Origin of the sequence: Halobacillus rhizosphaerae, assembly GCF_046719735.1 — a bacterium.
GTDB lineage: Bacteria > Bacillota > Bacilli > Bacillales > Halobacillaceae > Halobacillus_B > Halobacillus_B rhizosphaerae.
This window is the reverse complement of record NZ_JAUTWQ010000006.1, coordinates 299,503-323,011: the sequence shown is the minus strand read 5'-3', so window position 1 is coordinate 323,011 and position 23,509 is coordinate 299,503. Positions and strand designations below refer to the sequence as shown.

General features: G+C 43.8%; 19 protein-coding genes and 3 riboswitches. Of the genes, 16 read left to right on the top strand and 3 right to left on the bottom strand.

Annotation, left to right across the window (positions count from 1 at the left end):
- Positions 1-217 precede the first annotated feature (217 nt).
- Positions 218-2,266: a catalase gene (locus tag Q7A53_RS09325; RefSeq protein WP_411788876.1), complete on the top strand. Its 2,049-nt coding sequence runs from the start codon at positions 218-220 to the stop codon at positions 2,264-2,266.
- A gap of 309 nt (positions 2,267-2,575) precedes the next feature.
- On the opposite strand, the gene Q7A53_RS09320 is transcribed toward Q7A53_RS09325, so the two are convergent.
- Positions 2,576-2,848, bottom strand: coding sequence for a hypothetical protein (locus Q7A53_RS09320; protein WP_411788875.1), 273 nt, complete (start codon positions 2,846-2,848; stop codon positions 2,576-2,578).
- Positions 2,849-3,135: 287 nt separating this feature from the next.
- The gene (locus Q7A53_RS09315; RefSeq protein WP_411788874.1) at positions 3,136-4,623 is read right to left on the bottom strand and encodes a DHA2 family efflux MFS transporter permease subunit; all 1,488 of its coding nucleotides are present in this window, start codon (positions 4,621-4,623) and stop codon (positions 3,136-3,138) included.
- Between the two features lie 656 nt (positions 4,624-5,279).
- Between Q7A53_RS09315 and Q7A53_RS09310 the strand changes: the two genes are divergently transcribed.
- The 5 genes from Q7A53_RS09310 (at position 5,280) to Q7A53_RS09290 (ending at position 13,182) form a co-directional block, all read left to right on the top strand.
- A complete protein-coding gene (locus Q7A53_RS09310; protein ID WP_411788873.1) occupies positions 5,280-6,245 on the top strand; it encodes an AAA family ATPase in 966 nt (321 codons plus the stop codon).
- On the top strand, positions 6,242-7,507 hold the full coding sequence (locus tag Q7A53_RS09305; protein ID WP_411788872.1) for a DUF58 domain-containing protein: 1,266 nt from the start codon (positions 6,242-6,244) through the stop codon (positions 7,505-7,507). Before Q7A53_RS09310 ends, Q7A53_RS09305 begins: the two co-directional genes overlap by 4 nt.
- Positions 7,507-9,714, top strand: a complete 2,208-nt coding sequence (locus Q7A53_RS09300; protein ID WP_411788871.1) for a DUF4129 domain-containing transglutaminase family protein — start codon at positions 7,507-7,509, stop codon at positions 9,712-9,714. The genes Q7A53_RS09305 and Q7A53_RS09300 overlap by 1 nt, the downstream gene beginning before the upstream one ends.
- 30 nt (positions 9,715-9,744) lie before the next feature.
- Positions 9,745-9,846: riboswitch (purine riboswitch) on the top strand.
- 140 nt (positions 9,847-9,986) lie between these two features.
- Positions 9,987-11,525 carry a glutamine-hydrolyzing GMP synthase gene (gene guaA, locus Q7A53_RS09295; protein ID WP_411788870.1) on the top strand — a complete coding sequence of 513 codons (1,539 nt, stop codon included), beginning with the start codon at positions 9,987-9,989 and terminating at the stop codon, positions 11,523-11,525.
- Positions 11,526-11,612: 87 nt separating this feature from the next.
- Positions 11,613-11,715: riboswitch (purine riboswitch) on the top strand.
- 132 nt (positions 11,716-11,847) lie between these two features.
- A complete protein-coding gene (locus Q7A53_RS09290; protein ID WP_411788869.1) occupies positions 11,848-13,182 on the top strand; it encodes an NCS2 family permease in 1,335 nt (444 codons plus the stop codon).
- Between the two features lie 434 nt (positions 13,183-13,616).
- Here Q7A53_RS09290 and Q7A53_RS09285 read toward each other — a convergent pair whose 3' ends face one another.
- Positions 13,617-14,039: an Hsp20/alpha crystallin family protein gene (locus Q7A53_RS09285; RefSeq protein WP_411788868.1), complete on the bottom strand. Its 423-nt coding sequence runs from the start codon at positions 14,037-14,039 to the stop codon at positions 13,617-13,619.
- Between the two features lie 166 nt (positions 14,040-14,205).
- On the opposite strand from Q7A53_RS09285, the gene Q7A53_RS09280 reads away from it, so the two are divergent.
- The 10 genes from Q7A53_RS09280 to purF all read left to right on the top strand — a co-directional run bounded on the left by Q7A53_RS09280 (position 14,206) and on the right by purF (position 23,508).
- Positions 14,206-14,778 (top strand): DUF2179 domain-containing protein, encoded by a 573-nt coding sequence (locus Q7A53_RS09280; RefSeq protein WP_411788867.1) that lies wholly within the window; start codon positions 14,206-14,208, stop codon positions 14,776-14,778.
- A complete protein-coding gene (locus Q7A53_RS09275; protein WP_411788866.1) occupies positions 14,744-14,947 on the top strand; it encodes an NETI motif-containing protein in 204 nt (67 codons plus the stop codon). Before Q7A53_RS09280 ends, Q7A53_RS09275 begins: the two co-directional genes overlap by 35 nt.
- Positions 14,948-15,030: 83 nt before the next feature.
- Positions 15,031-15,131, top strand: a riboswitch (purine riboswitch).
- 150 nt (positions 15,132-15,281) lie between these two features.
- Positions 15,282-15,773 carry a 5-(carboxyamino)imidazole ribonucleotide mutase gene (gene purE, locus Q7A53_RS09270; protein WP_411788865.1) on the top strand — a complete coding sequence of 164 codons (492 nt, stop codon included), beginning with the start codon at positions 15,282-15,284 and terminating at the stop codon, positions 15,771-15,773.
- Positions 15,763-16,890 (top strand): 5-(carboxyamino)imidazole ribonucleotide synthase, encoded by a 1,128-nt coding sequence (gene purK, locus Q7A53_RS09265; protein WP_411788864.1) that lies wholly within the window; start codon positions 15,763-15,765, stop codon positions 16,888-16,890. Before purE ends, purK begins: the two co-directional genes overlap by 11 nt.
- Positions 16,891-16,909: 19 nt before the next feature.
- Entirely contained in the window at positions 16,910-18,202 is a 1,293-nt protein-coding gene (gene purB, locus Q7A53_RS09260; RefSeq protein ID WP_411788863.1) for an adenylosuccinate lyase, read from the top strand.
- 66 nt (positions 18,203-18,268) lie between these two features.
- Positions 18,269-18,991, top strand: coding sequence for a phosphoribosylaminoimidazolesuccinocarboxamide synthase (purC, locus tag Q7A53_RS09255; RefSeq protein WP_411788862.1), 723 nt, complete (start codon positions 18,269-18,271; stop codon positions 18,989-18,991).
- Complete coding sequence (gene purS / locus Q7A53_RS09250; protein WP_411788861.1) at positions 18,979-19,224, top strand: phosphoribosylformylglycinamidine synthase subunit PurS; 246 nt, start codon at positions 18,979-18,981, stop codon at positions 19,222-19,224. The genes purC and purS overlap by 13 nt, the downstream gene beginning before the upstream one ends.
- Positions 19,225-19,908, top strand: a complete 684-nt coding sequence (purQ, locus tag Q7A53_RS09245) for a phosphoribosylformylglycinamidine synthase subunit PurQ (protein ID WP_411788860.1) — start codon at positions 19,225-19,227, stop codon at positions 19,906-19,908.
- A complete protein-coding gene (gene purL / locus Q7A53_RS09240; RefSeq protein ID WP_411788859.1) occupies positions 19,892-22,120 on the top strand; it encodes a phosphoribosylformylglycinamidine synthase subunit PurL in 2,229 nt (742 codons plus the stop codon). Before purQ ends, purL begins: the two co-directional genes overlap by 17 nt.
- Entirely contained in the window at positions 22,096-23,508 is a 1,413-nt protein-coding gene (gene purF, locus Q7A53_RS09235) for an amidophosphoribosyltransferase (protein ID WP_411788858.1), read from the top strand. The genes purL and purF overlap by 25 nt, the downstream gene beginning before the upstream one ends.
- Position 23,509: the final 1 nt, after the last annotated feature.

Genomic DNA, 23,509 nt, shown 5'->3' with positions numbered 1-23,509 from the left:
GTTCGGGTTTTTATTTTGCGATTCATGAAGATACCATTTCTTCCACTTCAATGCCCCTCTTGGTCTTGTACCCAACACTCCTAATAGCTATTGAATCTACGTCAAGAATAACCATTGTTTTTTTATATAAATTCTAATTAACATGTTTTATTAAGTGGTGAACGGGAAAAGAGAGGACATAAGAATTTACATATTTTATAAAAGGAGGAGTATTGGAATGAGTGACGAGCAGAAGAATCGTAAACAAGAGCAGCTTGAAAAATACAGCACGAATGATAAAGGGCACATGACTACGAACAACGGCCAAAAAGTTTCTGAAGATGAATTTTCTTTAAAAGCGGGTGAACGCGGACCAACATTAATGGAGGATTTTCATTTTCGTGAAAAAATAACTCACTTTGATCACGAACGTATTCCCGAACGGGCTGTCCATGCTAGAGGTTATTCCGCCCATGGGGAATTTCAAGTCTATGAATCTTTAGAGGAGTATACGGATGCGGACTTCTTAACCAATCCTTCGAAGACAACGCCGGTCTTCGTCAGATTCTCAACTGTGGCAGGTTCCAAAGGCTCCTCTGAAACCGTAAGAGATGTACGTGGATTTGCGACTAGATTTTACACAGATACCGGAAACTTTGACTTAGTTGGAAATAACATCCCTGTTTTCTTTATTCAGGATGCGATTAAATTTCCTGATTTAGTTCATGCCGTCAAGCCAGAGCCGCATAACGGAATACCACAGGCAGCGTCTGCGCATGATACATTCTGGGATTTCATTGCGAATAACCAGGAATCAGCTCATATGGCGATGTGGGCGATGTCTGATCGTGCGATTCCGAGAAGCTTCCGAATGATGGAAGGGTTTGGCGTGCACACTTTCCGTTTGGTCAATGCAAAGGGAGAAGCGCACTTTGTGAAATTTCACTGGAAACCAGTTCTTGGAATGCATTCTCTCGTATGGGATGAAGCCCAAAAGCTTTCCGGTAAAGATGCCGACTTCCACCGTGGTGATCTATATGAATCGATTGAAATGGGGAACTACCCAGAATATGAATTAGGGATTCAGGTAATCAAAGAAGAAGACGAATTTAATTTTGACTTTGATCTTCTTGACCCAACCAAGGTGTGGCCGGAAGAAGAAGTACCGGTGAAAATTGTCGGTAAAATGACGTTAAATAGAAATGTAGAAAACGTTTTTGCTGAAAATGAACAGGTAGCCTTCCAGCCAGGCAATGTGGTAAAAGGAATAGATTTCACGAATGATCCTTTACTTCAAGGTCGTTTATTCTCTTATACTGATACTCAAATCAATCGGTTTGGAAGTACAAACTTCCACGAAGTGCCTATTAACAAACCAGTTTGTCCTTTCCACAATAATCAGCGAGATGGATTCATGCGTCAAACTATTAATAAAGGTCAGGTGAGTTATCATAAAAACTCGCTCGCTGACAATCAGCCTGAACCGGCAGCGAAAGAAGAAGGCGGGTATGTTCATTACCAGGAACGGATTGACGCCCATAAAGTTAAGGCGCGCAGTGAAAGCTTTAAAGATCATTTCTCTCAAGCAACGCTGTTTTGGAACAGTATGAGCGACGTTGAAAAAGATCATATTACCAGTGCTTTCAGTTTCGAGCTTGGCAAAGTTCAAAGCGAATCTGTTCAAAAACAAGTGGTCGATATGTTCGCAAATGTCAGTCTTGATCTCGCTAAATCCATCGCTGACAACATCGGAGTAAGAGCTCCTCAAAGCGGAGGTTCAGATGTTACAAAGTCCTCTCCAGCGTTAAGTATGATGAATACGCACTTTAAGCCGGATACTCGTAAAGTCGGTGTTATTGTGGCAGACGGCTTTAAGGGAGAAGACTTAATGACAGTGATCAATGAACTGAAGTCTCAAGGAGTTCAACCTGAACTGATTAGTGACAAATTAGGCTACAGGAAAGCGAACGATGGCGCGGAAGCTCAAATTGATCATACGTTCTTAACAAGTGAATCAGTTCTTTTCGACGCCCTTTACCTTGTTGGCGGCGACAATGAAAGTCAGGCATTCTCTCAATCAGCGAATTACTTCTTGAATGAAGCCTTTACTCACTTTAAACCGATCGGTGCGACTCACTCTGGAGTGAAGTGGCTCGAAAATAATAAGATGATCGGCAAAGCTGGCGTAGTAACAGGTGATCATATGAAAGAATTTGCAGATGACTTTGCTAAAGCTATTGCGGCCCACAGGCACTGGGATCGTGAAATAGTCTTTCAACAGGCATAATTAAAAAAAGAGGGGTGCCTCTCTTTTTAAGAATGACACCACAAGACTAAATAAAAGCTTGCCCAGGAGAATGAGTTCCAGGGCAAGCTTTTTTATATGGATATTCGTGCAGCTTTTCAGATGATGGGGAGATGCGCTTAGGATTACTTAGAGTTGTGGGAGTGTTTCTCAGGTTCATTTAGTAGAATTGGAAGGAATCGATCATTGCTAGCTTTCGATGAAGAGTTTTCGATGAAGATCGATCTGGGGAAAAGAGCTGACTAATTCACTGACTCGTCGACGATTTAAAGTCAGCTTTATTCATAGTTGCTAGTTTACGAGCTTTTGAAATCTTTTGCTTTCTTTGACAATTTCTTTACAGCGTCGGATCATGGCAGAAGAGACAATTCGCTGATCAAAATGGGCAGGGTTGTCCCAGATTTCTTTAAAAAGCTGTTTGAGAATTTGCTCAGAAAGCATGGGATCCTGAATGGATGTATGTATTACTTTCATTAATATAAGGTGAAAGCGATCGTATAACTGTTCTAATGCGTATTTGTTCTTTAAAGAAATTTGGGACAACAGCGCCTGATCTTTTCTCAATTCTGCATTCACCTCCTGATTCCTTAGTTGCATTACTGATACCCTAGAATTAGAAGGAGCAAACAAGTAGGAGCACATTCGTGCAGATTCAAATGACGAACTCCGATAGTAGGAGGGGGGCTGGATTCACATTTATTTAAAGAGATGGGGTTTTTTGCTTATGCAAAAAATCAGCTGGTCTGTTGTGTGCTGCGATTGGTCAGTCTGCCTTTAAGGAGCAGCAATATAAAACAAAGACCCAAACCATTTGTAATAGAGTTCGGGTCTCACATTTAATTCACGTTTGTTTAAACTTCCGTAGCTTTTTCTTTCTCTCCTTTATAAGTAAAACGGGCATTTCCAATGAACATCGAAATGATAAATCCGATTCCGCAAACAATTAAGGCAAATAAGAACCCGTGCCCTATAGCATCCGACAATACTCCGCGAAGCACGTGGAGAACAGGGGCAGGAATCTGTAAACTGCTTTGTTCTTGAAGGAGAGCGTCTGGGTTGGAAAAGCTGCCTTTTCCGGTCATTTGCTGCTGCACATAGTTATTTACGATGGTTGCCATGATTGAAGCACCGAAAATCCCTCCAAGATTCCTGAAGAAAGCAACTAGTGAATTAGCAATTCCTAAGTATTGTTTAGGAATAGTATTAGCTACTGCGTTTTGAGCCACACTCATCAGTGGTCCAATTCCGCAAGAACCTAGTAATATCATAAGCAGAACCACTTCAAAAAATGGAGTATCGGGCCCCACCATAAAGAGCAGGCCGCTTGTTACAATTCCCATCCCCATGACAAATAAGTAAAAGGTTCGGAAACTGAACTTCGTCATAAGAATCCCCCCAAGCGAAGCCCCTGCCATTAAGGAGAGCATCATCGGGGTCAATAGACCGTTGGAACCATGCCTGCCTAATACGCCTACGGCTAGGATAGGAATATAGGTAATTGCAGAGAACATAAGCACACCCTGGCAGAAGACGATAAAACTGGTCCCAGATATTACTTTGTCCTTGAATAAATGAAGCGGTAAAATTGGTTCCTTCGCTCGCTTTTCGGTAAAAATAAAGAGAATAATACCTACAGTGAAAACCCCAAACAATCCAAGAATCACAGTACTGCTCCAGTCATATTTTTTGCCGCCCCATTCAAAGGCGAGCATCACTGCAATCGTGGTCGTAATTAATAGGATGGTTCCTAAATAATCAATTTTAGGTTTTAGATTCGATTTTGTTTCTATTAAAGCAAAAAATAGAATCAAGAAAGAAAGGATACCGAGCGGCAGGTTTACATAGAAACACCAGCGCCAACTTAAACCTTCTGAAATCCACGTTCCAAGCTGAGGTCCAAGGACCGAGGATAACCCAAATACTCCTGCGAAAATCCCTGTCATCTTTGCAGCTTTGGTCGGATCGGTAAAAATGGAAAAAATGATAGTGAAACTGATTGGCAGCAGGGCTCCTGAACCGACTCCCTGAATCGTTCTATAAAAGATGAGTTGATCGATATTCTGTGCCATTCCGCAAAGCGCGGAGCCTAGCAGAAATAATACAATCCCTGTGAGGAAAAATAATTTCCTTCCATAGATGTCACTCAGCTTTCCGAAGACAAGCATCGTGGAGGTGCTTGCCAATATGTAAGCTGTAAATACCCAGCTCATCTGTTCAAATCCGCCAATATCTTTAATGACCTGATTAATGCTGGCCGAGACAATGGTATTATCTAGTGATGCCATGAATATCCCAAGGATCATCGCAGAGATAATCAAAGTTTCTGTGCGTTTTGTCATCAGTATGCCTCCCTAACTAACTACAGCTATTTAATGTATTCTCCATAATCTAAAATATTTCTGCGTTTTTTTAAAAATTTTTCATGGTCTTTGTGCTCCTTCACATTAATCTGACGCCTTATTTATTTTACCTCAAATTCTTCTTAAGAAGGACAAGTATTTTAATAGGCTTTAGTTCCTTAAACTCACTGTTATTTTGAATATTTAATTCTTAAAGAGAAGTGCAGGATTGTGGAAGACCCGATTTCATATTTAGAGCAGGGATGTTTCTGCAACTTTCATGATACGTCGGAATTTTAGCTTTAACCTCAAGTAGTTTCGAGATTCTATATTATGGCAAGGGGGTGGAGGGAAACGGTGAGACTCCGGTGGAAGTGCGGGACAGCTGAGACCCCACAGAGCTTTGCTCGAGGAGGCTCAGCGCCCGCCCTACGGAAAGCGATCCTTTTCCCGGAGCCCCTAACCTCACACTAAAGTCTCGAAACTGGGTCTTGATCTTTCAGCCACGATTTGAAGATTTATTTACCAATCTAAGAAATTATTTTCCTATTATAACCAACGACTCAGATACTTTGTCGTACGTCTGTTGATATAGTATAGTTAGTGTGAGCGGAATTTTTCAGAATAGAGTGTCAAAGACGAGAGGAGTACAACAAATGACTCAACAAACTTATTTGTATCAGCCAAGAATTGCTGATGTCTTACAAAATATTAATAAAGTTATGATTGGTAAGGAAGAAGCGGCCTTACTAAGTGTAGTCGCTTTGCTTGCTAAAGGGCATGTTCTGCTGGAAGATGTTCCGGGAGTAGGAAAAACTATGCTCGTAAAGACTTTAGCCAAATCTCTTAGCTGCGAATTTAAACGTATTCAATTCACGCCAGACTTACTTCCATCCGATGTAACTGGTGTATCGATATATAATCCAAAGGAACTGGAGTTTGAATTTCGTCCAGGCCCCATTTTAGGAAATGTGGTGCTTGCCGATGAGATCAACCGTACTTCTCCCAAGACTCAATCAGCGCTGCTGGAAGGAATGGAGGAGTCCAGCATAACGGTAGATGGGGATAGCGTTCCGCTGAAAGATCCGTTTTTTGTCATGGCGACCCAAAATCCGATCGAGTATGAAGGAACGTACCCACTTCCAGAAGCTCAGCTGGATCGTTTCCTCTTAAAGCTTAAAATGGGCTATCCTTCACCTAAGCAAGAAATGGAGATGCTCGCTAGGACTTCAGGAGGGCACCCGATTAACGCTATCCAATCCGTAATGACTCGGGATGAATTAATTGATATCCAAAAAGAGGTTGAAGAAGTCTACGTAGATACCACAGTACATCGGTATATTGTAGATATCGTGACGGGAACTCGGGATCATAAAGCGGTGTATCTGGGAGTAAGTCCTCGTGGCTCGATAGGTCTAATGAAAGCGGCGAAATCCTACGCTTATATTCATGATCGTGACTATGTAGTCCCTGATGACGTTAAGTATTTAGCTCCGTTCGTGCTTTCCCACCGGATGATTTTAACTTCTGAAGCGAAGTTTGAAGGTTCCACTGAGGAAGAAATCATTCAGGAATTACTGAACTCTACGAACATTCCCGTCCAGAGGAATATTAGTGAATGAGACAATCAGTCCAATTCATTGCTAAGTTAGTCCTGGTTCTCTTGTTATTTACGATCTTGTTTTCTTATGCAATGTTTCAGGGCGGCTTTGTCAGCTGGTTTCTTTTCTATGGTTTTCTTCCATTTCTCGTTTATATGTTTGGATTGCTCGTGTACCCGATTAATAATTGGGAGATTACCAGAGAGCTTTCGAAGCGGGTCGCTACGGCAGGAGAAACGATTGATATTGAAGTGAAACTGACGAGAAATTTCCCTTTTCCATTGTATTACTGTGTAGTTGAGGAATATTTTCCTGATTCTCTGAAGAAGAAAGATACCCATTTTGAGAAATTTAGAAATATGGATGATTCAGCAAATATGGATGAGGCTAGAGAAGTGAAGCAAGTCTCTTTCCCCTGGTTTAAGAAGTCCTGGCGTTATCAATACCGTCTGGAAAAAGTGCCGCGGGGAGAACATCAGCTCCAAGCGCTGAGGATAAAGACGGGAGACTTTTTCGGATTTGTGAAGAAGGAATTCATTTATCCAACAGAAGAGAAGCTGCTCGTTTTTCCTTATAAGCGACAAGTTAAACTGAAGGAACGGGTTTACAGCTTCGAACAGGGAGCAAGCCCATCTTTTAAATTAAATGAAAAGAATACAAATGTTGTAGCTGGCGTCCGTGAATACATGCCAGGAGATAAATTTGCCTGGATCGACTGGAAAACAACAGCGAAGAAAAACGAAATGATGACCAAGGAATTTGAACAGGAAAAAAGTGTCGATATGCTGATTGTTTTAAACGCGGTTTATCATTCATCTATGAATCCTATCAGCTTTGAAGGTGCAGTGGAGTTCAGTGCTTCTCTGCTGGAAGAACTTCATAAGAAATCTTCGCAGCTCGCTTTTATGACCTTGGGTGATGGCAAAGGGTTCTTTCCTTTTCAACAGGATTATAAGCACAAGCAAATGATTCAGCAGCATTTAGCCCAAATTCGTCCTATTGGCAGAATTCCTTTCGCTCAGCAGCTCGATCGTGAAAGATCTCAATTGCCAGCTGGAATGATTACAATGGTGGTGAGTCACTATTTAGATCCGCAAACCCTGCAATCCTTGCAGAAATTAGCGCAAAAAAGTAAGCGCCTGCTATTCTTTTATATTCGTCCTCATAGTCAAATGAACTTTCAGGATCATCAATTAATAAAAAGTCTGAAACAACATGGGGTTATTGTGACCGTACTAAGTGAAGAACAGCTAATTCAAGAAGAGTTTGGGGTGAGTACCTAATGTTCGGAGGTTCTCGGGACCAGCAGTCGTTTTTTTATCAGTCTATTGTGTATGTTTGCGGTTTTTTACTGTTTTGTGAGTGGCTGCGGCCTCTGGAAACCATCACCAATACGAAAGATATCAATGTGTTTTTTATTTACGCTGCTTTCTGTTTTTTTATTTCTTTTCTACAGGTTAATTGGTGGATATCTGGAATTCTCAAACTAGTCGGATTAACCTTCATCATTGATGGTTTATATATAGCTGAACGTATTTTCAGCAGGAACTGGTTTGCAGTCGTCTATGATCAGATCATCTATAATATCCAGGTGATTCAAGCCCAGACGTGGTGGGAAATGACACCGATGTTCAGGAGTCTTCTTTTCCTCATTCTTCTTTGGCTGATGAGTTACTTGCTGTATTACTGGTTTATTGTCGCTCAGCGCTTATTCTTTTTTGTCTTATTTACTTTGATTTACGTTACGGTGGTAGATACATTTACGTTTTATGATGGACATTGGGCAATTATTCGAACCTTTGTTTTGGCGATGGTTGCTCTGGGCTTGTCCAGCTTTTCCTTAGAAATGGACAAAGAGTCGGTGTCTTTTCCAAGAATGAGTAAGGCGCATCTATGGGTCTTGCCGCTCCTTGCGGTGGTCATGTTCTCTACCGTTGCCGCGTATGCTTCCCCGAAGCTGGCACCGCAATGGCCGGACCCAGTTCCGTTTATTAAAAACGCAGCAGGCGGGAGCGGTGATGGCGATGGGAATGGAGGCGTACAGAAAGTTGGATATGGGGAAAACGATTCTCACTTGGGTGGATCGTTTGTTCAAGATGAATCGATCGTTTTCCATGCGCTTGCCGATAAAAAGAGGTATTGGCGGATCGAATCTAAAGATACTTATACCGGCAAAGGCTGGAAGGATACACTGGCGGGTGTTACCAGCAGCACAGCACCCGACAATATTGATTTTCGTACGTTTAAGGGGCAGGTAAAAACAGACGAGCAATCTGCTTATTTATATTTTACAAAAAAAGCAGACTTTAAAAAGCTGGTTTATCCTTATGGAGTGAACTCAGTTTCTGGTCCCCAAGACAACCTGCAGCTGCGTGTGCATAATAACACCGGGGAAATGGATACACTGCTAACGGGAGGAAGACCTGGCCAGCTGAACAGTTACCAGGTAAATTATGATGCTCCTTCCTTCGAGTATGATTTTCTTCGCGGGTCCAGCACAAAAGATCCGCAAGACATTAGAGAGCGGTATCTGCAGCTCCCTCGTAATCTTCCTGACCGCGTGAAGAATCTGGCTGGTCAAATCGTTGCGGATGAAGATAATCGCTACGATAAATCGAAGGCGGTAGAATCTTATTTCTCCGCTAATGGTTTTGAGTACTCGACGAAAAATGTGGCTGTTCCAAAGAAAAACCAGGATTATGTGGATCAGTTTCTGTTTGAAACACAATTAGGTTATTGTGATAACTTCTCGACTTCCATGGTTGTTCTCTTGCGTTCGCAAGGGATTCCGGCTCGCTGGGTAAAGGGATTCACCGGCGGGGAACAGACGGATAAATCAGAGAAAATTAAAGGAGAGACCTATCAAGAATTTGAAGTCACAAGCGGGAATGCTCACTCATGGGTAGAGGTATATTTTCCAGATGCAGGATGGGTCCCGTTTGAACCGACAAAAGGTTTTACCAATAACACCGATTTTTATTCTCAAATAGATCAAGCAGAAAATAATGAAACCCAGCCGGAGCAGGATAATAAGCAGAAACCGGATTCGAATCTCGGGAACCCTGCTCAGATGGAGGATCCGGCTAACAGCGAAGGAACTACGGCAAATGCCGCATCCGACCATAACTTCACTTGGATCTGGGTAAGTCTGATTGCTGCCGCTGCCATCGCTACACTTCTTTATTTCACCCGATACCGCTGGATGTCCGTCTATCTGATCCGGAAATATCGAAGGAATAAAGATAAAGAAACTTATGAGAAAGCCTACCAATATTTACTAAAGATCCTCGCGCATAAAGGCTATAAACGGGCACCCGGCCAGACCTTAAGGGATTATGCAATTCAAGTCGACCGTCACCTGCAGTCTGATGAAATGCGGCGTCTGACCCATAGTTACGAGCGGGTTCTTTACAGAAATGAGGGGCACACAGATCAATGGTCTAAAGTCACTGAATTATGGGAAAATTTAATTAAAAAGACATTGTCTTGATTCCCTGTCAAACCGTTGGTAGAATGGGAGAAAATTAACGCACTACTCCTTCGTATATCCTCGAGAATAAGGTTCGAGAGTTTCTACCGGGGCACCGTAAATGCCCTGACTATGAAGGCAGGGATACAGGACGTGTATAGGTACACATGAATGGATAACTGCCTTCACTGTTTATCAGGAAACAGGAAGCCAGTTATCTATTTTTATTTTTCCTTAATTTTCCATGGAGAGATTAGAAGTACCAGTGTTTTAAAATAAAAGGAGCTGAGCATATGGAACCAGTGGAAGGTATGATTCTTGTACTAGACTTTGGCAGTCAGTACAATCAATTAATTACCCGCCGTATTCGTGAATTTGGGGTTTATAGTGAACTTCATTCTCACAAAATGACAGCAGAGGAAATTAAACAGCTTAACCCAAGCGGTATTATTTTATCAGGTGGTCCGAATAGTGTGTACGGCGAAAATAGTTTTCGCTGTGATGAGGATCTGTTTGAATTGGGAATTCCGGTTCTTGGAATTTGTTACGGAATGCAGCTGATGACTCATCATTTTAATGGGAAAGTAGAAAGAGCTAAGGATCGCGAGTATGGAAAAGCAGCCATCGATACGATTCAGGACTCTGTACTATTCCGTAAAACTCCCGCAAAACAAACGGTTTGGATGAGTCACAGTGACAAAGTCATCGAGCCGCCAGAAGGGTTTCAAATTGATGCCACAAGTCCAAGCTGTCCTGTTGCTGCGATCAGTAACGAGGACAAGACCATGTACGGCGTTCAATTTCACCCGGAAGTGAGACACTCTGAATATGGCAACGATCTGCTGCGAAGCTTTGTCTTTGACGTGTGTGAAGCGACAGATGACTGGACGATGGAGCATGTGGTTGAAATGGAAGTCGAGAAAATCCGTGAACAAGTAGGCGATCGCAAAGTCCTTTGTGCCTTAAGCGGTGGAGTAGATTCTTCCGTCGTGGCAGCACTTATTCATCGTGCGATTGGCGACCAATTAACGTGCATCTTTGTAGATCATGGGCTGCTAAGGAAAAATGAAGCCGATGATGTGATGCGCACGCTCGGGGACGGCTTTAATATGAACATTATTAAAGTCGATGCCAAAGACCGTTTCCTAGGTAAGCTTGAAGGAGTTTCTGATCCTGAACGAAAACGTAAAATTATTGGTAATGAATTTATTTATGTTTTTGATGATGAAGCGGACAAGCTCAAGGATATTGATTTCTTAGCCCAAGGGACCCTTTATACAGATATTATCGAAAGTGGTACAGAAACGGCTCAGACGATTAAATCTCACCATAATGTAGGCGGTCTTCCTGAGAATATGCAATTCGACTTAATCGAGCCATTAAATACACTCTTTAAGGATGAAGTCCGTGCGCTTGGGACTGAACTCGGCGTACCTGAACATATTGTTTGGCGTCAGCCGTTCCCTGGACCAGGTCTAGCTATTCGTGTGCTTGGCGCGATCACCGATGAGAAGCTGGAAATCGTCAGAGAGTCGGATGCGGTTCTGCGTGATGAGATTAAAAAAGCCGGTTTAGATCGTGATATCTGGCAGTATTTCACTGTGCTCCCTGATATTCGTTCTGTAGGAGTAATGGGGGATGAGCGTACCTACGATTACACGATTGGCATTCGTGCCGTCACCTCGATTGACGGAATGACATCTGACTGGGCCAGAATTCCGTGGGATGTATTAGAGAAAGTTTCGAACCGGATTGTGAACGAAGTAGCTCATATCAATCGTGTCGTGTACGATATTACAAGTAAGCCGCCAGCAACGATCGAGTGGGAATAACGAACATTTTACAAAAAATAAACAAAAAACGTTCGTGTTTTGTCTTGACGAATGAAAGAGACGACTGTAACATATAGACATATTAAAAATATTAAATATTCCAGCCAACGTATAATTTTGGGGATAAGGCTCATGAGTTTCTACCAGACCACCGTAAATCGGTCTGACTACGCGGGTGAATCGATTTGTTTTTCTTGTGGGGAAGACCTGATTTACCCGTCTGTCAGAAAGTAGACACTCTTAACTTGTTAAGGGTGTCTTTTTTGTTTGAGTCTCTGCCTTATTCCGAGTTGGCTGTTGGTATAAGAGGGAGGAACGAACAATGAAGAAATTTTTCCGATTTAATGAATTAGGAACAAACTATCGGACTGAAATTATTGCAGGACTTACGACTTTTCTTGCTATGGCATATATTTTGTTTGTCAATCCGTCGACACTCGCGCTAGATGGAATTGACCAGCTTCCCGAAGGAATCACGCGAATGGATAAAGGTGCTGTGTTCACGGCTACAGCAATAGCAGCCGCTGTAGGTACACTGGTAATGGGGCTGGTGGCGAGGTACCCGATCGCTCTGGCACCCGGAATGGGACTTAATGCCTTTTTCGCTTACACGGTTGTGTTAGGATATGGGATTCCATGGCAGACCGCTTTATCAGGGGTATTGGCTTCCGGACTGATCTTCATACTTTTAACGCTTTCAGGATTAAGAGAACGAATTATTAATGCGATCCCTGCGAATCTTAAGTTAGCAGTTGGCGCGGGAATTGGTTTGTTCATTGCTTTTATTGGTTTTCAAAACTCAGGTATTGTGCAAAATAGTGATGCTACACTTGTTCAGCTTGGCGATTTAACTGCTCCATCCACTGTGCTTGCCATTTTTGGAATTATTATATCTGTTATCTTTTTAGCACTAGGTGTAAAGGGTGGGATTTTCTACGGAATGGTGCTTACTTCCATTGCTGGAATCGTTACGGGACTTATTGACGCTCCTAGCGGTTTTGGTGACATTGTTAGCAGTGCTCCAAGTGTTGAACCGACATTTGGTCAGGCATTCACTCACTTTGGTGATATTTTCACGATAAAAATGCTTGTCGTTATTTTAACCTTTCTGTTTGTAGACTTTTTTGATACGGCGGGAACTTTAGTGGCTGTTGCCACGCAGGCAGGGTTTATGAAGGATAATAAACTGCCCCGCGCTGGCCGTGCATTGTTTGCTGACTCTACAGCAACCGTTGTGGGTTCTGTGGTAGGAACATCGACTACTACTTCTTATATTGAGTCTACGGCAGGCGTTGGAGCAGGTGGACGAACGGGATTCGCTTCTGTAGTGACTGCAATCTGCTTTATCTTAGCCTTATTCTTTTCACCGCTGCTTTCTTTAGTAACGGCTGAAGTAACTGCACCGGCACTGATTATCGTTGGAGTGCTGATGGCGTCTACGCTTAAAAATATTGACTGGGACGAGTTTGAAATTGCTGTTCCTGCTTTCTTTACCATTGCAGCGATGCCTTTAACGTACAGTATTGCGACTGGGATTGCGATTGGATTTATCTTCTTCCCTATTACAATGATTTTGAAAGGCAGACGCAAGGAAATTCATCCGATTATGTATTTCTTGTTTGTAATCTTTATTCTATATTTCGTGTTCCTTGCTTAGAAAAACGGACAAGGCATGAGGCAGAATCATTTTATACTTTAGAAAACCCGAACCATGGATGGTCATTGGTTCGGGTTTTCTGTGTTTAGTCTTTCCAACGTGCTCCGATTTTGATCATCCAGCTCCAGCGCCTACTAGCTGCTCGTGACATAAGCAATCCTATTCAGCGCCACGGTATAGTTTTGCTTATGCAAGTCGCAGCATCCCAAGGCGCTTCTGCTTTTGTTTCATCCAGTTGCGAGTCGCAGATCCGCACGGTTCTAAGCAAGCGGCTGCAAGAGGGGGATCTAACCGCTCCTCTCCGCTTTAGGTTATCCAGCTGCAGCGCCCAGCCCCTCGAGGTCATAAGTCAATCGCCTGCGGGGAGGAAGAGCGCTCCCCTCCGCCGCTTGTCTTATGCTTGTCGGGGCTCCCCGGGCGCTTCCGCTTTTGTTCTATTCTTCAAGGTATCGGACGTGTACGGATTTTTCTCGGTTGGGTTCTGAGACGTGGCGGTGGAGTTGGACGATGAGCAGTCCGTGTTTATAGCTGGCGTCAATTTTGTCACTTTTTACGGGGAAGGGGAGGTCAATGGTTCGTTCGAATGAGCCGTTGGCGATTTCATTTTTAAGCAGGCGTCCGCCCCTCTGGTTAATTTCAATTTTTCCTTTAAGAGTCAGGGTAGTGTGGTCAACAAAGACATCGACGTTTTTTGGGTGATCCATTCCTGGCAGGTTGGCGATGCATACAAGTTCATCTTCATATTGATATAAGTTCAATTGCGGGATGGCCGGCTTCATCATTCCTTCAAATTCACCCCAGAAATCGTTCCCGAAGAACCGATCTAAGTTTGATTTCCAATCGCCAAATTGATTCATATGATCATCTCCCTAATTTTGTCAGAAATTGCGTTGAAAATGTATTGTGTCCGTAAGAACGGATGGTATATAGTGTATGCATAATTGAACTTCTAGGTGAATGTCCTGGTTAGGCCAGTGATCAGCCGATTGTTCACAATATATTCTTCATGGGGAGGCTTTCTGCATGTCTGATAATGCCCTATTTATGATGTTGATTATTTTCGGAGTCAACATTGTGTACGTGTCCTTTTTTACTTTGAGAATGATTTTTACTTTAAAAGGCAGGCGTTATATTGCTGCTCTTATTAGTGTGGTTGAAATTATCATTTATATTGTTGGGCTTGGCTTAGTCCTTGATAACCTTGACCAGATCCAGAACTTGATCGCTTACGCGGTGGGATATGGGACCGGCGTAATCGTGGGGATGAAAATTGAAGAAAAACTGGCACTTGGCTATATTACCGTGAACGTCATTTCATCTGATCCAGACATCGAATTTACCCGGCGGCTCCGCGATCAAGGATATGGGGTCACCAGCTGGTACGCGTACGGCATGGAAGGGGACCGGCTGGCGATGCAGATTTTGACTCCGAGGAAGTATGAGTTAAAATTATATGAAACGATCCGATATATTGATCCGAAAGCCTTTATCGTCGCCTATGAACCTAAACAGATTCAAGGGGGTTTCTGGGCTAAACAAGTAAAGAGAGGAAAGATTCAACATGCCCAAGAAGAAGGAAAACAAGAAGCGCTTTGAAGTGGGTGAGAAAGAGTCGATTGATCAGTGCCTGGAACGGATGAAGAAGGAAGGCTACGTTCCTGTCCGGCGTGCAGAAGAACCGATTTTTCGTGAAGTCGAGACTAATGGGGAAAAAACACTTGAACCCATAGGCAGGACAATTGTTTTTCAAGCTGTAAAACAGTAAACACGAACATTCTTTTCTTTTTAAAAAAATAACGTTCGTCATTTGCGTTGACACACCTCCGTTAAACTTGATATGATAAAGTCAGAAATTGCATAAGGATACCTCATATAAGACGGGAATATGGCCCGTTCGTTTCTACCCGGGAACCATTAATTTTCGGACTATGAGGGGAGACTGCGCATCTGACATGATACGTTACAGGACATACGTCTGCCTGTTTATCTCCTCTCACATAGTAGAGGGAGATGAGCAGGCTTTTTTAGTGGGGATTTGTCTCATAGATGATGTACAGTATTAATCGGAAGACTCATTTATTGTGGAAAAGAGGGGTAGAATGGCTGAAGTTGGTGTGATTATGGGAAGCATTTCCGATTGGGAAACGATGAAGCATGCCTGCGAAGTGCTGGATGAACTGGGGATTACTTACGAGAAAGAAATCATATCTGCACATCGGACACCGGAAGATATGCTGGACTATGCAGATACCGCTCGTTCTAAAGGATTAAAGGTGATTATCGCTGGAGCCGGAGGTGCTGCACACTTGCCGGGAATGGTAGCTGCGAAAACCACCCTGCCGGTTATTGGAGTGCCTGTCCAGTCAAAGGCCCTTCAGGGGTTGGATTCTTTATTATCCATCGTTCAAATGCCAGGCGGCGTACCTGTTGCGACCGTAGCGATCGGTTCATCAGGGGCAAAGAATGCTGGCATACTGGCAGCAGAAATGCTAGGTGCCTTTAATGAAGAAATAGCTGGAAGACTTGAAAACTATCGATTGGAAATGAAAGATAAAGTCGAAGGAATGAGGAGCGATTTGAGTGAATCATAAAGTGGTACGACCAGGAGGAACGATCGGAATCTTAGGTGGCGGTCAATTAGGAAGAATGATGGCGGTCGCAGCCAAACATATGGGCTACCGTGTTGCTGTTCTTGATCCGACAGAAGATTGTCCTTGCGCTCAAGTCGCCGATACCCATATTCAAGCAGCTTTTGACGATGTCGAAGCGGCAGAGCAATTGAGTGAAATCAGTGATGTCATTACCTACGAATTTGAAAATGTAGATCTTGAGGTAGCGCGGTTGTTTGAAGAAAACGAGAAGCTTCCTCAAGGTGCCTATTCGCTGGAAGTTACTCAAAATAGAGAAAAAGAGAAACAAGTGGCGGTGGCTGCCGGGCTCAGTGTTCCGGACTATGAAATTATCACTACCGTTGAAGAACTGACAGATGCTCTAGAAAGGATCGGTTATCCCGCGGTTGTGAAAACGATCAGCGGAGGTTATGACGGGAAAGGTCAATGGAAGCTGGATGACGAAGAAAGCTTGAATAAAGCTGACTCCTTCATTAGAAACGGTGGAACTTACATCGTCGAGCAGTGGCTTGCTTTTGATTTAGAAATTTCTCAAGTCTTTACAAGAGGACAAGACGGGAAGATTACTTATTTCCCTGTAGCTGAGAATATTCATAAGAACCATATTCTGCACGAAACAAGAGTACCGGCGACTGTGAACGGGATCATTACTGAAAAAGCGCAGGAAGCTGTGAAAGCAGTGTCCGAATCGATGGATATTGTGGGTACCTTCGCCGTCGAAATGTTTGTCCGTGGGGAAGAGATCTATATTAATGAAATGGCGCCTAGACCGCATAATTCCGGGCATTTTACCATCGAGGCGTGCAATGTTTCTCAGTTTGAGCAGCACATTCGGGCGATTTGCGGACTGCCGCTGATCACGATTCATACTTTTCCAGCCGCTGTTATGGTGAACGTCCTTGGCAAACACAGAAATATACTAATTGATAAACTCGAATACTATCAAGGCCTTCATCTTCATGACTATGGAAAGAAAGAAGTCAGAGCGAATCGCAAAATGGGTCATGTAACAATCATTGGCAGCGATTTAGAAGAAATTGATCAAATAATAGAAGAAGCTCAAATTCACTTATGGTAATTGATTAAGGAGGAAAACAATGATTGAACGTTATACAAGGCCCGAAATGGGAGCTATTTGGACAGAAGAAAACCGATATCAAGCATGGCTCGAAGTAGAAATCTTAGCCTGTGAAGCATGGAGCGAACTCGGCGTCATTCCTAAAGGAGATGTAGAGAAGCTTCGGGAAAAGGCATCCTTCAACATTGAACGGATTCACGAAATTGAAGCAGAAACCCGTCATGACGTCGTTGCCTTTACCCGCGCCGTTTCGGAAACAGTAGGAGAAGAACGTAAATGGGTCCATTATGGTTTAACGTCTACAGATGTAGTAGACACGGCGCTTTCTTATCAGTTAAAGCAAGCCAATACCATTATTCGTAAAGACCTCGTCAGCTTTATTGATATTCTAGCTGATAAAGCACGTGAGCATAAACATACGGTTATGATGGGACGTACTCATGGTGTCCATGCTGAGCCGACCACGTTTGGTTTGAAGCTTGCTCTCTATTATGAAGAAATGAAGCGGAATCTTGAGCGTCTCGATCTAGCTATTCAACACATCGAAGTCGGTAAGCTTTCAGGAGCCGTTGGTACGTACGCCAATATTGATCCCTTCGTAGAAGAGTACGTATGTGAAAAGCTTGGGCTTCAGCCTGCTCCAGTATCTACTCAAACACTGCAGCGGGATCGCCATGCTCATTACGTTTCAACCCTTGCGCTGATCGCAGCATCGATTGAAAAAATCGCCGTCGAAATTCGCGGCCTGCAAAAAACAGAAACTCGCGAAGTAGAAGAATTCTTTGCTAAAGGTCAGAAAGGCTCATCCGCGATGCCTCATAAGCGGAATCCCATTGGTTCTGAGAATATGACTGGAATGGCCCGTGTACTTCGTGGTGAAATGCTTACCGCTTTTGAAAATGTACCGCTCTGGCATGAACGCGATATTTCTCACTCCTCAGCCGAACGCGTCATTCTGCCTGATGCTACGATTGCTGTGAACTATATGCTGAATCGTTTTGGGAATATCGTAAAGAATCTTACTGTCTTTCCAGAACGCATGCAGGAAAATATGGAAAAAACTTACGGACTCATTTTCTCTCAGCGTGTCCTTCTCACTTTAATCGACGAAGGATTTGTTCGTGAAGAAGCGTATGACCTTGTACAGCCTAAGGCTATGGAATCCTGGGAACGTGGAGTTCCTTTCCGTGACTTGATTGAAGCGGATGAACGCATTACTTCTACATTGTCTGCTGAACAAATCAACGCCTGTTTCGATTACAAGCATCACTTGAAGAACGTAGACCGGATATTCGATCGTATCGGCTTATAAAAATTTCCACTCCGGATGGTCCGGTCAGGCTGGATCATCCGTATATTTCCTAGTGAGGTGTTTATAATGAAAGGTTCTCTTCTTTATGAAGGTAAAGCGAAGAAAGTATATCATGTCAACGATCATCCTGATCAATTGATTTTATCTTATAAGAATGATGCTACGGCATTTAACGGGAAAAAGAAGGATCAATTTGAGGGCAAAGGGCGCCTCAACAATCTGATTACCTCGAAAGTCTTTCAGTATTTAAAACAAAATGGTATTTCCTCTCATTTTATTGAAGAACTTAATGATACAGAGCAGCTTGTGGCTAAGACGGATATTGTTCCTCTGGAAGTGGTCGTAAGAAATGTAGCAGCGGGCAGCATTACCAGGCGGCTCGGTATTAAAGAAAAAGAAATCTTCACCCCTCCGCTCCTTGAACTCTTTTATAAAGATGATGACTTAGATGATCCGTTGATTAATGATGCTCATGCCTATCACCTGACAGGAATCTCAGAAGAAGATCTGGACTCGATTAAACAAATGGCGTTGCAAGTCAATGAACAGTTGATCGAACTGTTCAAACAAGTCGAATTACAACTAGTCGATTTTAAACTGGAATTTGGACGCCTGCAAGACGGAACGATCGTCCTTGCTGATGAGATCTCACCTGATACGTGCCGTTTGTGGGATATAACGACTGGAGAAAAGATGGACAAAGATGTGTTTAGAGAAAATATTGGAGATTTGATCTCTGTTTACGAAACGATATTACAACGACTGGAGGAACACACATGCGCAAAGTAAAGATTTACATCACGTTGAAAGAAGGCGTCCTTGACCCTCAGGGAAAAGCAGTTCAAAACTCTCTTCACTCACTGGAGTATAAGAACGTTGGAGAGGTGCGCGTAGGTAAGTATATGGAAGTCATGATGGAAGATACAAAGGATATCGAAACCCAGGTAGATAAAATGTGTGACCAGCTGCTCGCTAACCCTGTAATCGAAAACTATTCCTATACTATTGAGGAGGTCGTTTAAGTGAAATTTGCCGTCGTTGTTTTTCCAGGCTCGAACTGTGATCGAGACATGTATTTTGCGGCAAAGGAAGCTTTAGGGGAAGAAGCGGACCTTGTTTGGTACCAAGAAGCCGATCTTGCTGATTACGATGCCATTCTATTGCCAGGAGGATTCTCGTACGGGGATTACCTTCGTTCAGGAGCCATCGCTTCTACCGCGCCAGTCATTGAACAGATCAGACAGGCAAACAAAGCAGGCAAGCCGATATTAGGCGTTTGCAACGGCTTTCAGGTGTTACTCGAAATGGGACTGCTTCCAGGCGCGATGCTTTCGAATCAACATTTGAAATTCATGTGCCACTACGAAACCTTAGTCGTTGAAAATGCAGAAACGTTATTTACTAATCACTATCAAGTAAAAGAAGAGATCGATATTCCCATAGCCCATGGTGATGGAAATTATTACTGTGATGATGAAACGCTGCAACAATTACGAGACCATAAACAAATTGTCTTCACTTATAAAAATAACCCAAATGGTTCGGTGGGAGACATCGCTGGAATTACGAATCAGCAAGGCAATGTCCTTGGTATGATGCCCCACCCAGAACGCGCGGTCGAACAACTAATTGGAAATGATGACGGGCTCCGCCTGTTTCAGTCTATTTTGACACATTGGAGGAATCACCATGCCATCAACGCTTGAGATCACCCCAGAGCAAATTGAAGACCAGCGTTTATACAGCGAAATGGGATTGAGTGACGAAGAGTTCCAATCCGTGAAAGACATTCTTGGACGTAAACCTAATTATACAGAACTCGGACTTTTCTCGGTCATGTGGTCTGAGCATTGCAGTTACAAAAATTCTAAGCCATTACTGCGGAAGTTTCCGACGGAAGGCGAGCATGTGCTGCAAGGACCAGGAGAAGGAGCCGGGATTATCGATATAGGCGACGATCAAGCAGTTGTCTTTAAAATCGAAAGCCATAACCACCCTTCCGCAGTTGAACCTTACCAAGGAGCGGCAACGGGCGTCGGAGGAATTCTCCGTGACGTATTTTCCATGGGGGCACGGCCGATTGCCTTGTTAAATTCGCTTCGGTTTGGTTCCCTTAAACAGCCTCGCGTGAAATTTTTGTTCGAGGAGGTTGTCCGTGGAATTGCAGGGTACGGGAACTGCGTCGGTGTACCGACTGTTGGCGGCGAAGTCCAATTTGACAATGCTTACAACGGAAATCCGCTAGTAAACGCTATGTGTGTCGGTTTAATCGATCATAAAGATATTCAGAAAGGGATCGCAGCCGGAATTGGCAACACCGTTATGTATGTAGGAGCTAAAACTGGGCGTGACGGCATTCACGGGGCTACATTTGCTTCGGAAGAGCTTTCCGAAGCGTCTGAAGAAAAGCGTCCTTCTGTGCAGGTGGGAGATCCATTTATGGAAAAACTGCTCATTGAGGCGTGCCTGGATGTGATTCATCACGACGCGTTAGTAGGCATTCAAGATATGGGAGCGGCTGGCCTGACTTCATCAGCCAGTGAAATGGCGAGTAAAGCAGGCACGGGTATGTTGATGAATATGGATTTAATTCCTCAGCGGGAAACAAATATGACCGCGTATGAAATGATGCTGTCTGAATCCCAGGAGCGGATGCTGCTTGTTGTTGAAAAAGGCCGTGAAGAAGAAATCGCTCAAGTGTTCCAGAAGTATGATTTGGAGGCCGTGGCTGTTGGGGAAGTAACAGATAATCAGCGCTTTACTCTGCAGCACCATGGCGAAATCGTGGCGGATGTCCCCGTAGATTCGTTGGCCGAAGATGCACCGGTTTACCATCAGCCATCTAAAGTTCCAGCTTATTACGAGGAATTCCAGCAGCAAGATCACTATATTCCAAGAGTAGCAGATTATAAGCAAACCCTTCATGACTTGCTGAAGCAGCCAACGATTGCCAGCAAGGAGTGGGTGTATGATCAATACGATTCTATGGTGCAAACGAATACCGTTGTAACCCCGGGGTCAGATGCAGCGGTACTTCGGGTTCGCGGAACAGATAAGGCACTTGCAATGACGACTGACTGTAACTCTCGTTATATCTATTTGGATCCAGAAGTTGGCGGACAGATTGCGGTTGCGGAAGCTGCGCGCAATATCGTTTGTTCCGGCGGCCGTCCACTAGGAATTACGGATGGACTAAACTTCGGTTCTCCAGAAAATCCGGAAATCTTCTGGCAAATGGAGAAAAGTGTAGAAGGAATGAGTGAAGCCTGTACCACTCTAGGCACGCCAGTTATTAGCGGAAATGTTTCTCTATATAATGAATCCTTTGGCGGAAAAGCCATTTATCCGACTCCGGTAGTCGGCATGGTTGGACTTGTGGAAAAAACAGAGCATATTACGCGCTCAGCAATGAAGCAGGCAGGCGATGTCATTTATTTGATCGGGAAAACGAAGCCGGAATTTGGCGGAAGTGAATTGCAGGGATTGCTTGAAGATCGCCATTTTGGAAAGGCTCCCGCAATTGATCTGCAAGTCGAAGCAAGTCGTCAAAATAAACTGCTTTCAGCCATCCAGCAGGGACTTGTTCAATCAGCCCATGACCTGGCAGAAGGCGGGTTAGGCGTGGCTCTTGCAGAAAGCTTATTTGATCAAGAGCTTGGCTGTGAGGTAACGATTACAGGAGAAGCGACAGCTGCTCTCTTTGCTGAAACCCAGTCAAGATTCCTAGTGTCCGTAAAGCCTGAACAACAAGACCAGTTTGAATCAGTAATAGATGAAGCAGTAGAGATCGGAAAAGTCACGGAAGATGGTGTGTACAAAGTTTTCGCTAATAATCAAGTCGTCGTGGAAGAGCAGACAACTAAGCTTAAGCACACTTGGAAAGGAGCTATTCCATGCTTGGTGAAATCAAAGGTTTAAATGAAGAATGTGGGATATTTGGTGTATGGGGTCATTCGGAAGCTGCACAGCTGACGTATTACGGGCTGCATGCCCTGCAGCACCGTGGTCAGGAAGGTGCCGGAATTGTAACGACAGACGGGGAGCATATGAAACTTGCCAAGGGTCACGGACTTATTAATGAAGTATTCTCTCAGGAACGTTTGGATGGGATGACTGGCCATTCGTCCATTGGTCATGTTCGCTACGCAACTTCAGGAGACGGCAGCTATGAAAACATTCAGCCGCTGATGTTCCGTTCTCAAACAGGAGGTCTAGCCCTTGCTCATAACGGCAATTTGGTCAATGCCCAGGCGCTGAAGAATCAGCTTGAAGGACAAGGCAGCATTCTGCAGACAACTTCTGACACAGAAGTCGTGGCCCATTTAATTAAACGTGCCCCGCATCTGCCGATTGATGAAGCTATTATGGATGCCTTAACCATGGTTAAAGGGGCTTACGCATTCCTCATGATGACAGAAGACCAAATGTTTGTGGCTAATGATCCAAGAGGACTGCGCCCCTTGAGTCTTGGCTATTTAGGAGATTCCTGGGTCGTTTCCTCCGAAACTTGCGCCTTCGATGTCATTGGAGCTACTTACGAACGAGACATCCGCCCGGGTGAACTACTCGTTATCGATAATGATGGAGTGAAATCTAAGCGTTATTCTGCTCCGATTCAACGGACTCTTTGTTCTATGGAATACGTTTACTTTTCCCGTCCTGACAGCAATTTGGATGGTAAAAACGTACACGCTTCTAGAAAACGAATGGGTAAATCATTAGCCAAAGAGGCTCCAGTGGAAGCGGATGTAGTAACCGGTGTTCCTGACTCCAGTATTTCTGCAGCAATCGGCTATGCCGAGCAGGCGGGCCTCCCTTACGAATTAGGGTTAATTAAAAATAGGTATGTCGGACGAACGTTTATTCAGCCTTCCCAAGAACTTCGCGAGCAAGGGGTTAAAATGAAGCTGTCTGCTGTTCGAGGAATTGTTGAAGGCAAGCGTGTGGTGATGGTCGATGATTCCATAGTCCGTGGAACGACAAGCCGGAGGATTGTTCAACTGTTGAAGGAAGCCGGCGCGAAAGAAGTGCATGTTCGAATTGCTTCACCGCCGATTCAGAATCCTTGCTATTATGGAATCGACACCTCGACAAGCGGAGAACTTATTGCAGCCAATAATTCTGTGAAAGAAATAGAAGAACAAATTGGAGCGGACAGTTTAGCTTACCTTACTCCAGAGGGCTTGAATGATGCGATTTATCAAGGGGAAGATGATTTAAACCACGGTGGATGCATGGCTTGTTTCACCGGAAATTATCCTACTGAGATTTATCCGAATACGATCCCGCCCTATGAGAAGGCGTAGA

Bases quoted from the DNA above. Each gene is read 5' to 3' on its own strand.
- purE (WP_411788865.1), top strand. From the start codon at position 15,282: ATGGCTGAAGTTGGTGTGATTATGGGAAGCATTTCCGATTGGGAAACG.
- Q7A53_RS09285 (WP_411788868.1), bottom strand. From the start codon at position 14,039: ATGAATCAATTTGGCGATTGGAAATCAAACTTAGATCGGTTCTTCGGG.
- guaA (WP_411788870.1), top strand. From the start codon at position 9,987: ATGGAACCAGTGGAAGGTATGATTCTTGTACTAGACTTTGGCAGTCAG.
- purB (WP_411788863.1), top strand. From the start codon at position 16,910: ATGATTGAACGTTATACAAGGCCCGAAATGGGAGCTATTTGGACAGAA.
- Q7A53_RS09300 (WP_411788871.1), top strand. From the start codon at position 7,507: ATGTTCGGAGGTTCTCGGGACCAGCAGTCGTTTTTTTATCAGTCTATT.
- Q7A53_RS09305 (WP_411788872.1), top strand. From the start codon at position 6,242: ATGAGACAATCAGTCCAATTCATTGCTAAGTTAGTCCTGGTTCTCTTG.
- purF (WP_411788858.1), top strand. From the start codon at position 22,096: ATGCTTGGTGAAATCAAAGGTTTAAATGAAGAATGTGGGATATTTGGT.
- purS (WP_411788861.1), top strand. From the start codon at position 18,979: ATGCGCAAAGTAAAGATTTACATCACGTTGAAAGAAGGCGTCCTTGAC.
- purL (WP_411788859.1), top strand. From the start codon at position 19,892: ATGCCATCAACGCTTGAGATCACCCCAGAGCAAATTGAAGACCAGCGT.
- Q7A53_RS09290 (WP_411788869.1), top strand. From the start codon at position 11,848: ATGAAGAAATTTTTCCGATTTAATGAATTAGGAACAAACTATCGGACT.
- purC (WP_411788862.1), top strand. From the start codon at position 18,269: ATGAAAGGTTCTCTTCTTTATGAAGGTAAAGCGAAGAAAGTATATCAT.
- Q7A53_RS09310 (WP_411788873.1), top strand. From the start codon at position 5,280: ATGACTCAACAAACTTATTTGTATCAGCCAAGAATTGCTGATGTCTTA.
- Q7A53_RS09280 (WP_411788867.1), top strand. From the start codon at position 14,206: ATGTCTGATAATGCCCTATTTATGATGTTGATTATTTTCGGAGTCAAC.
- Q7A53_RS09325 (WP_411788876.1), top strand. From the start codon at position 218: ATGAGTGACGAGCAGAAGAATCGTAAACAAGAGCAGCTTGAAAAATAC.
- Q7A53_RS09315 (WP_411788874.1), bottom strand. From the start codon at position 4,623: ATGACAAAACGCACAGAAACTTTGATTATCTCTGCGATGATCCTTGGG.
- Q7A53_RS09275 (WP_411788866.1), top strand. From the start codon at position 14,744: ATGCCCAAGAAGAAGGAAAACAAGAAGCGCTTTGAAGTGGGTGAGAAA.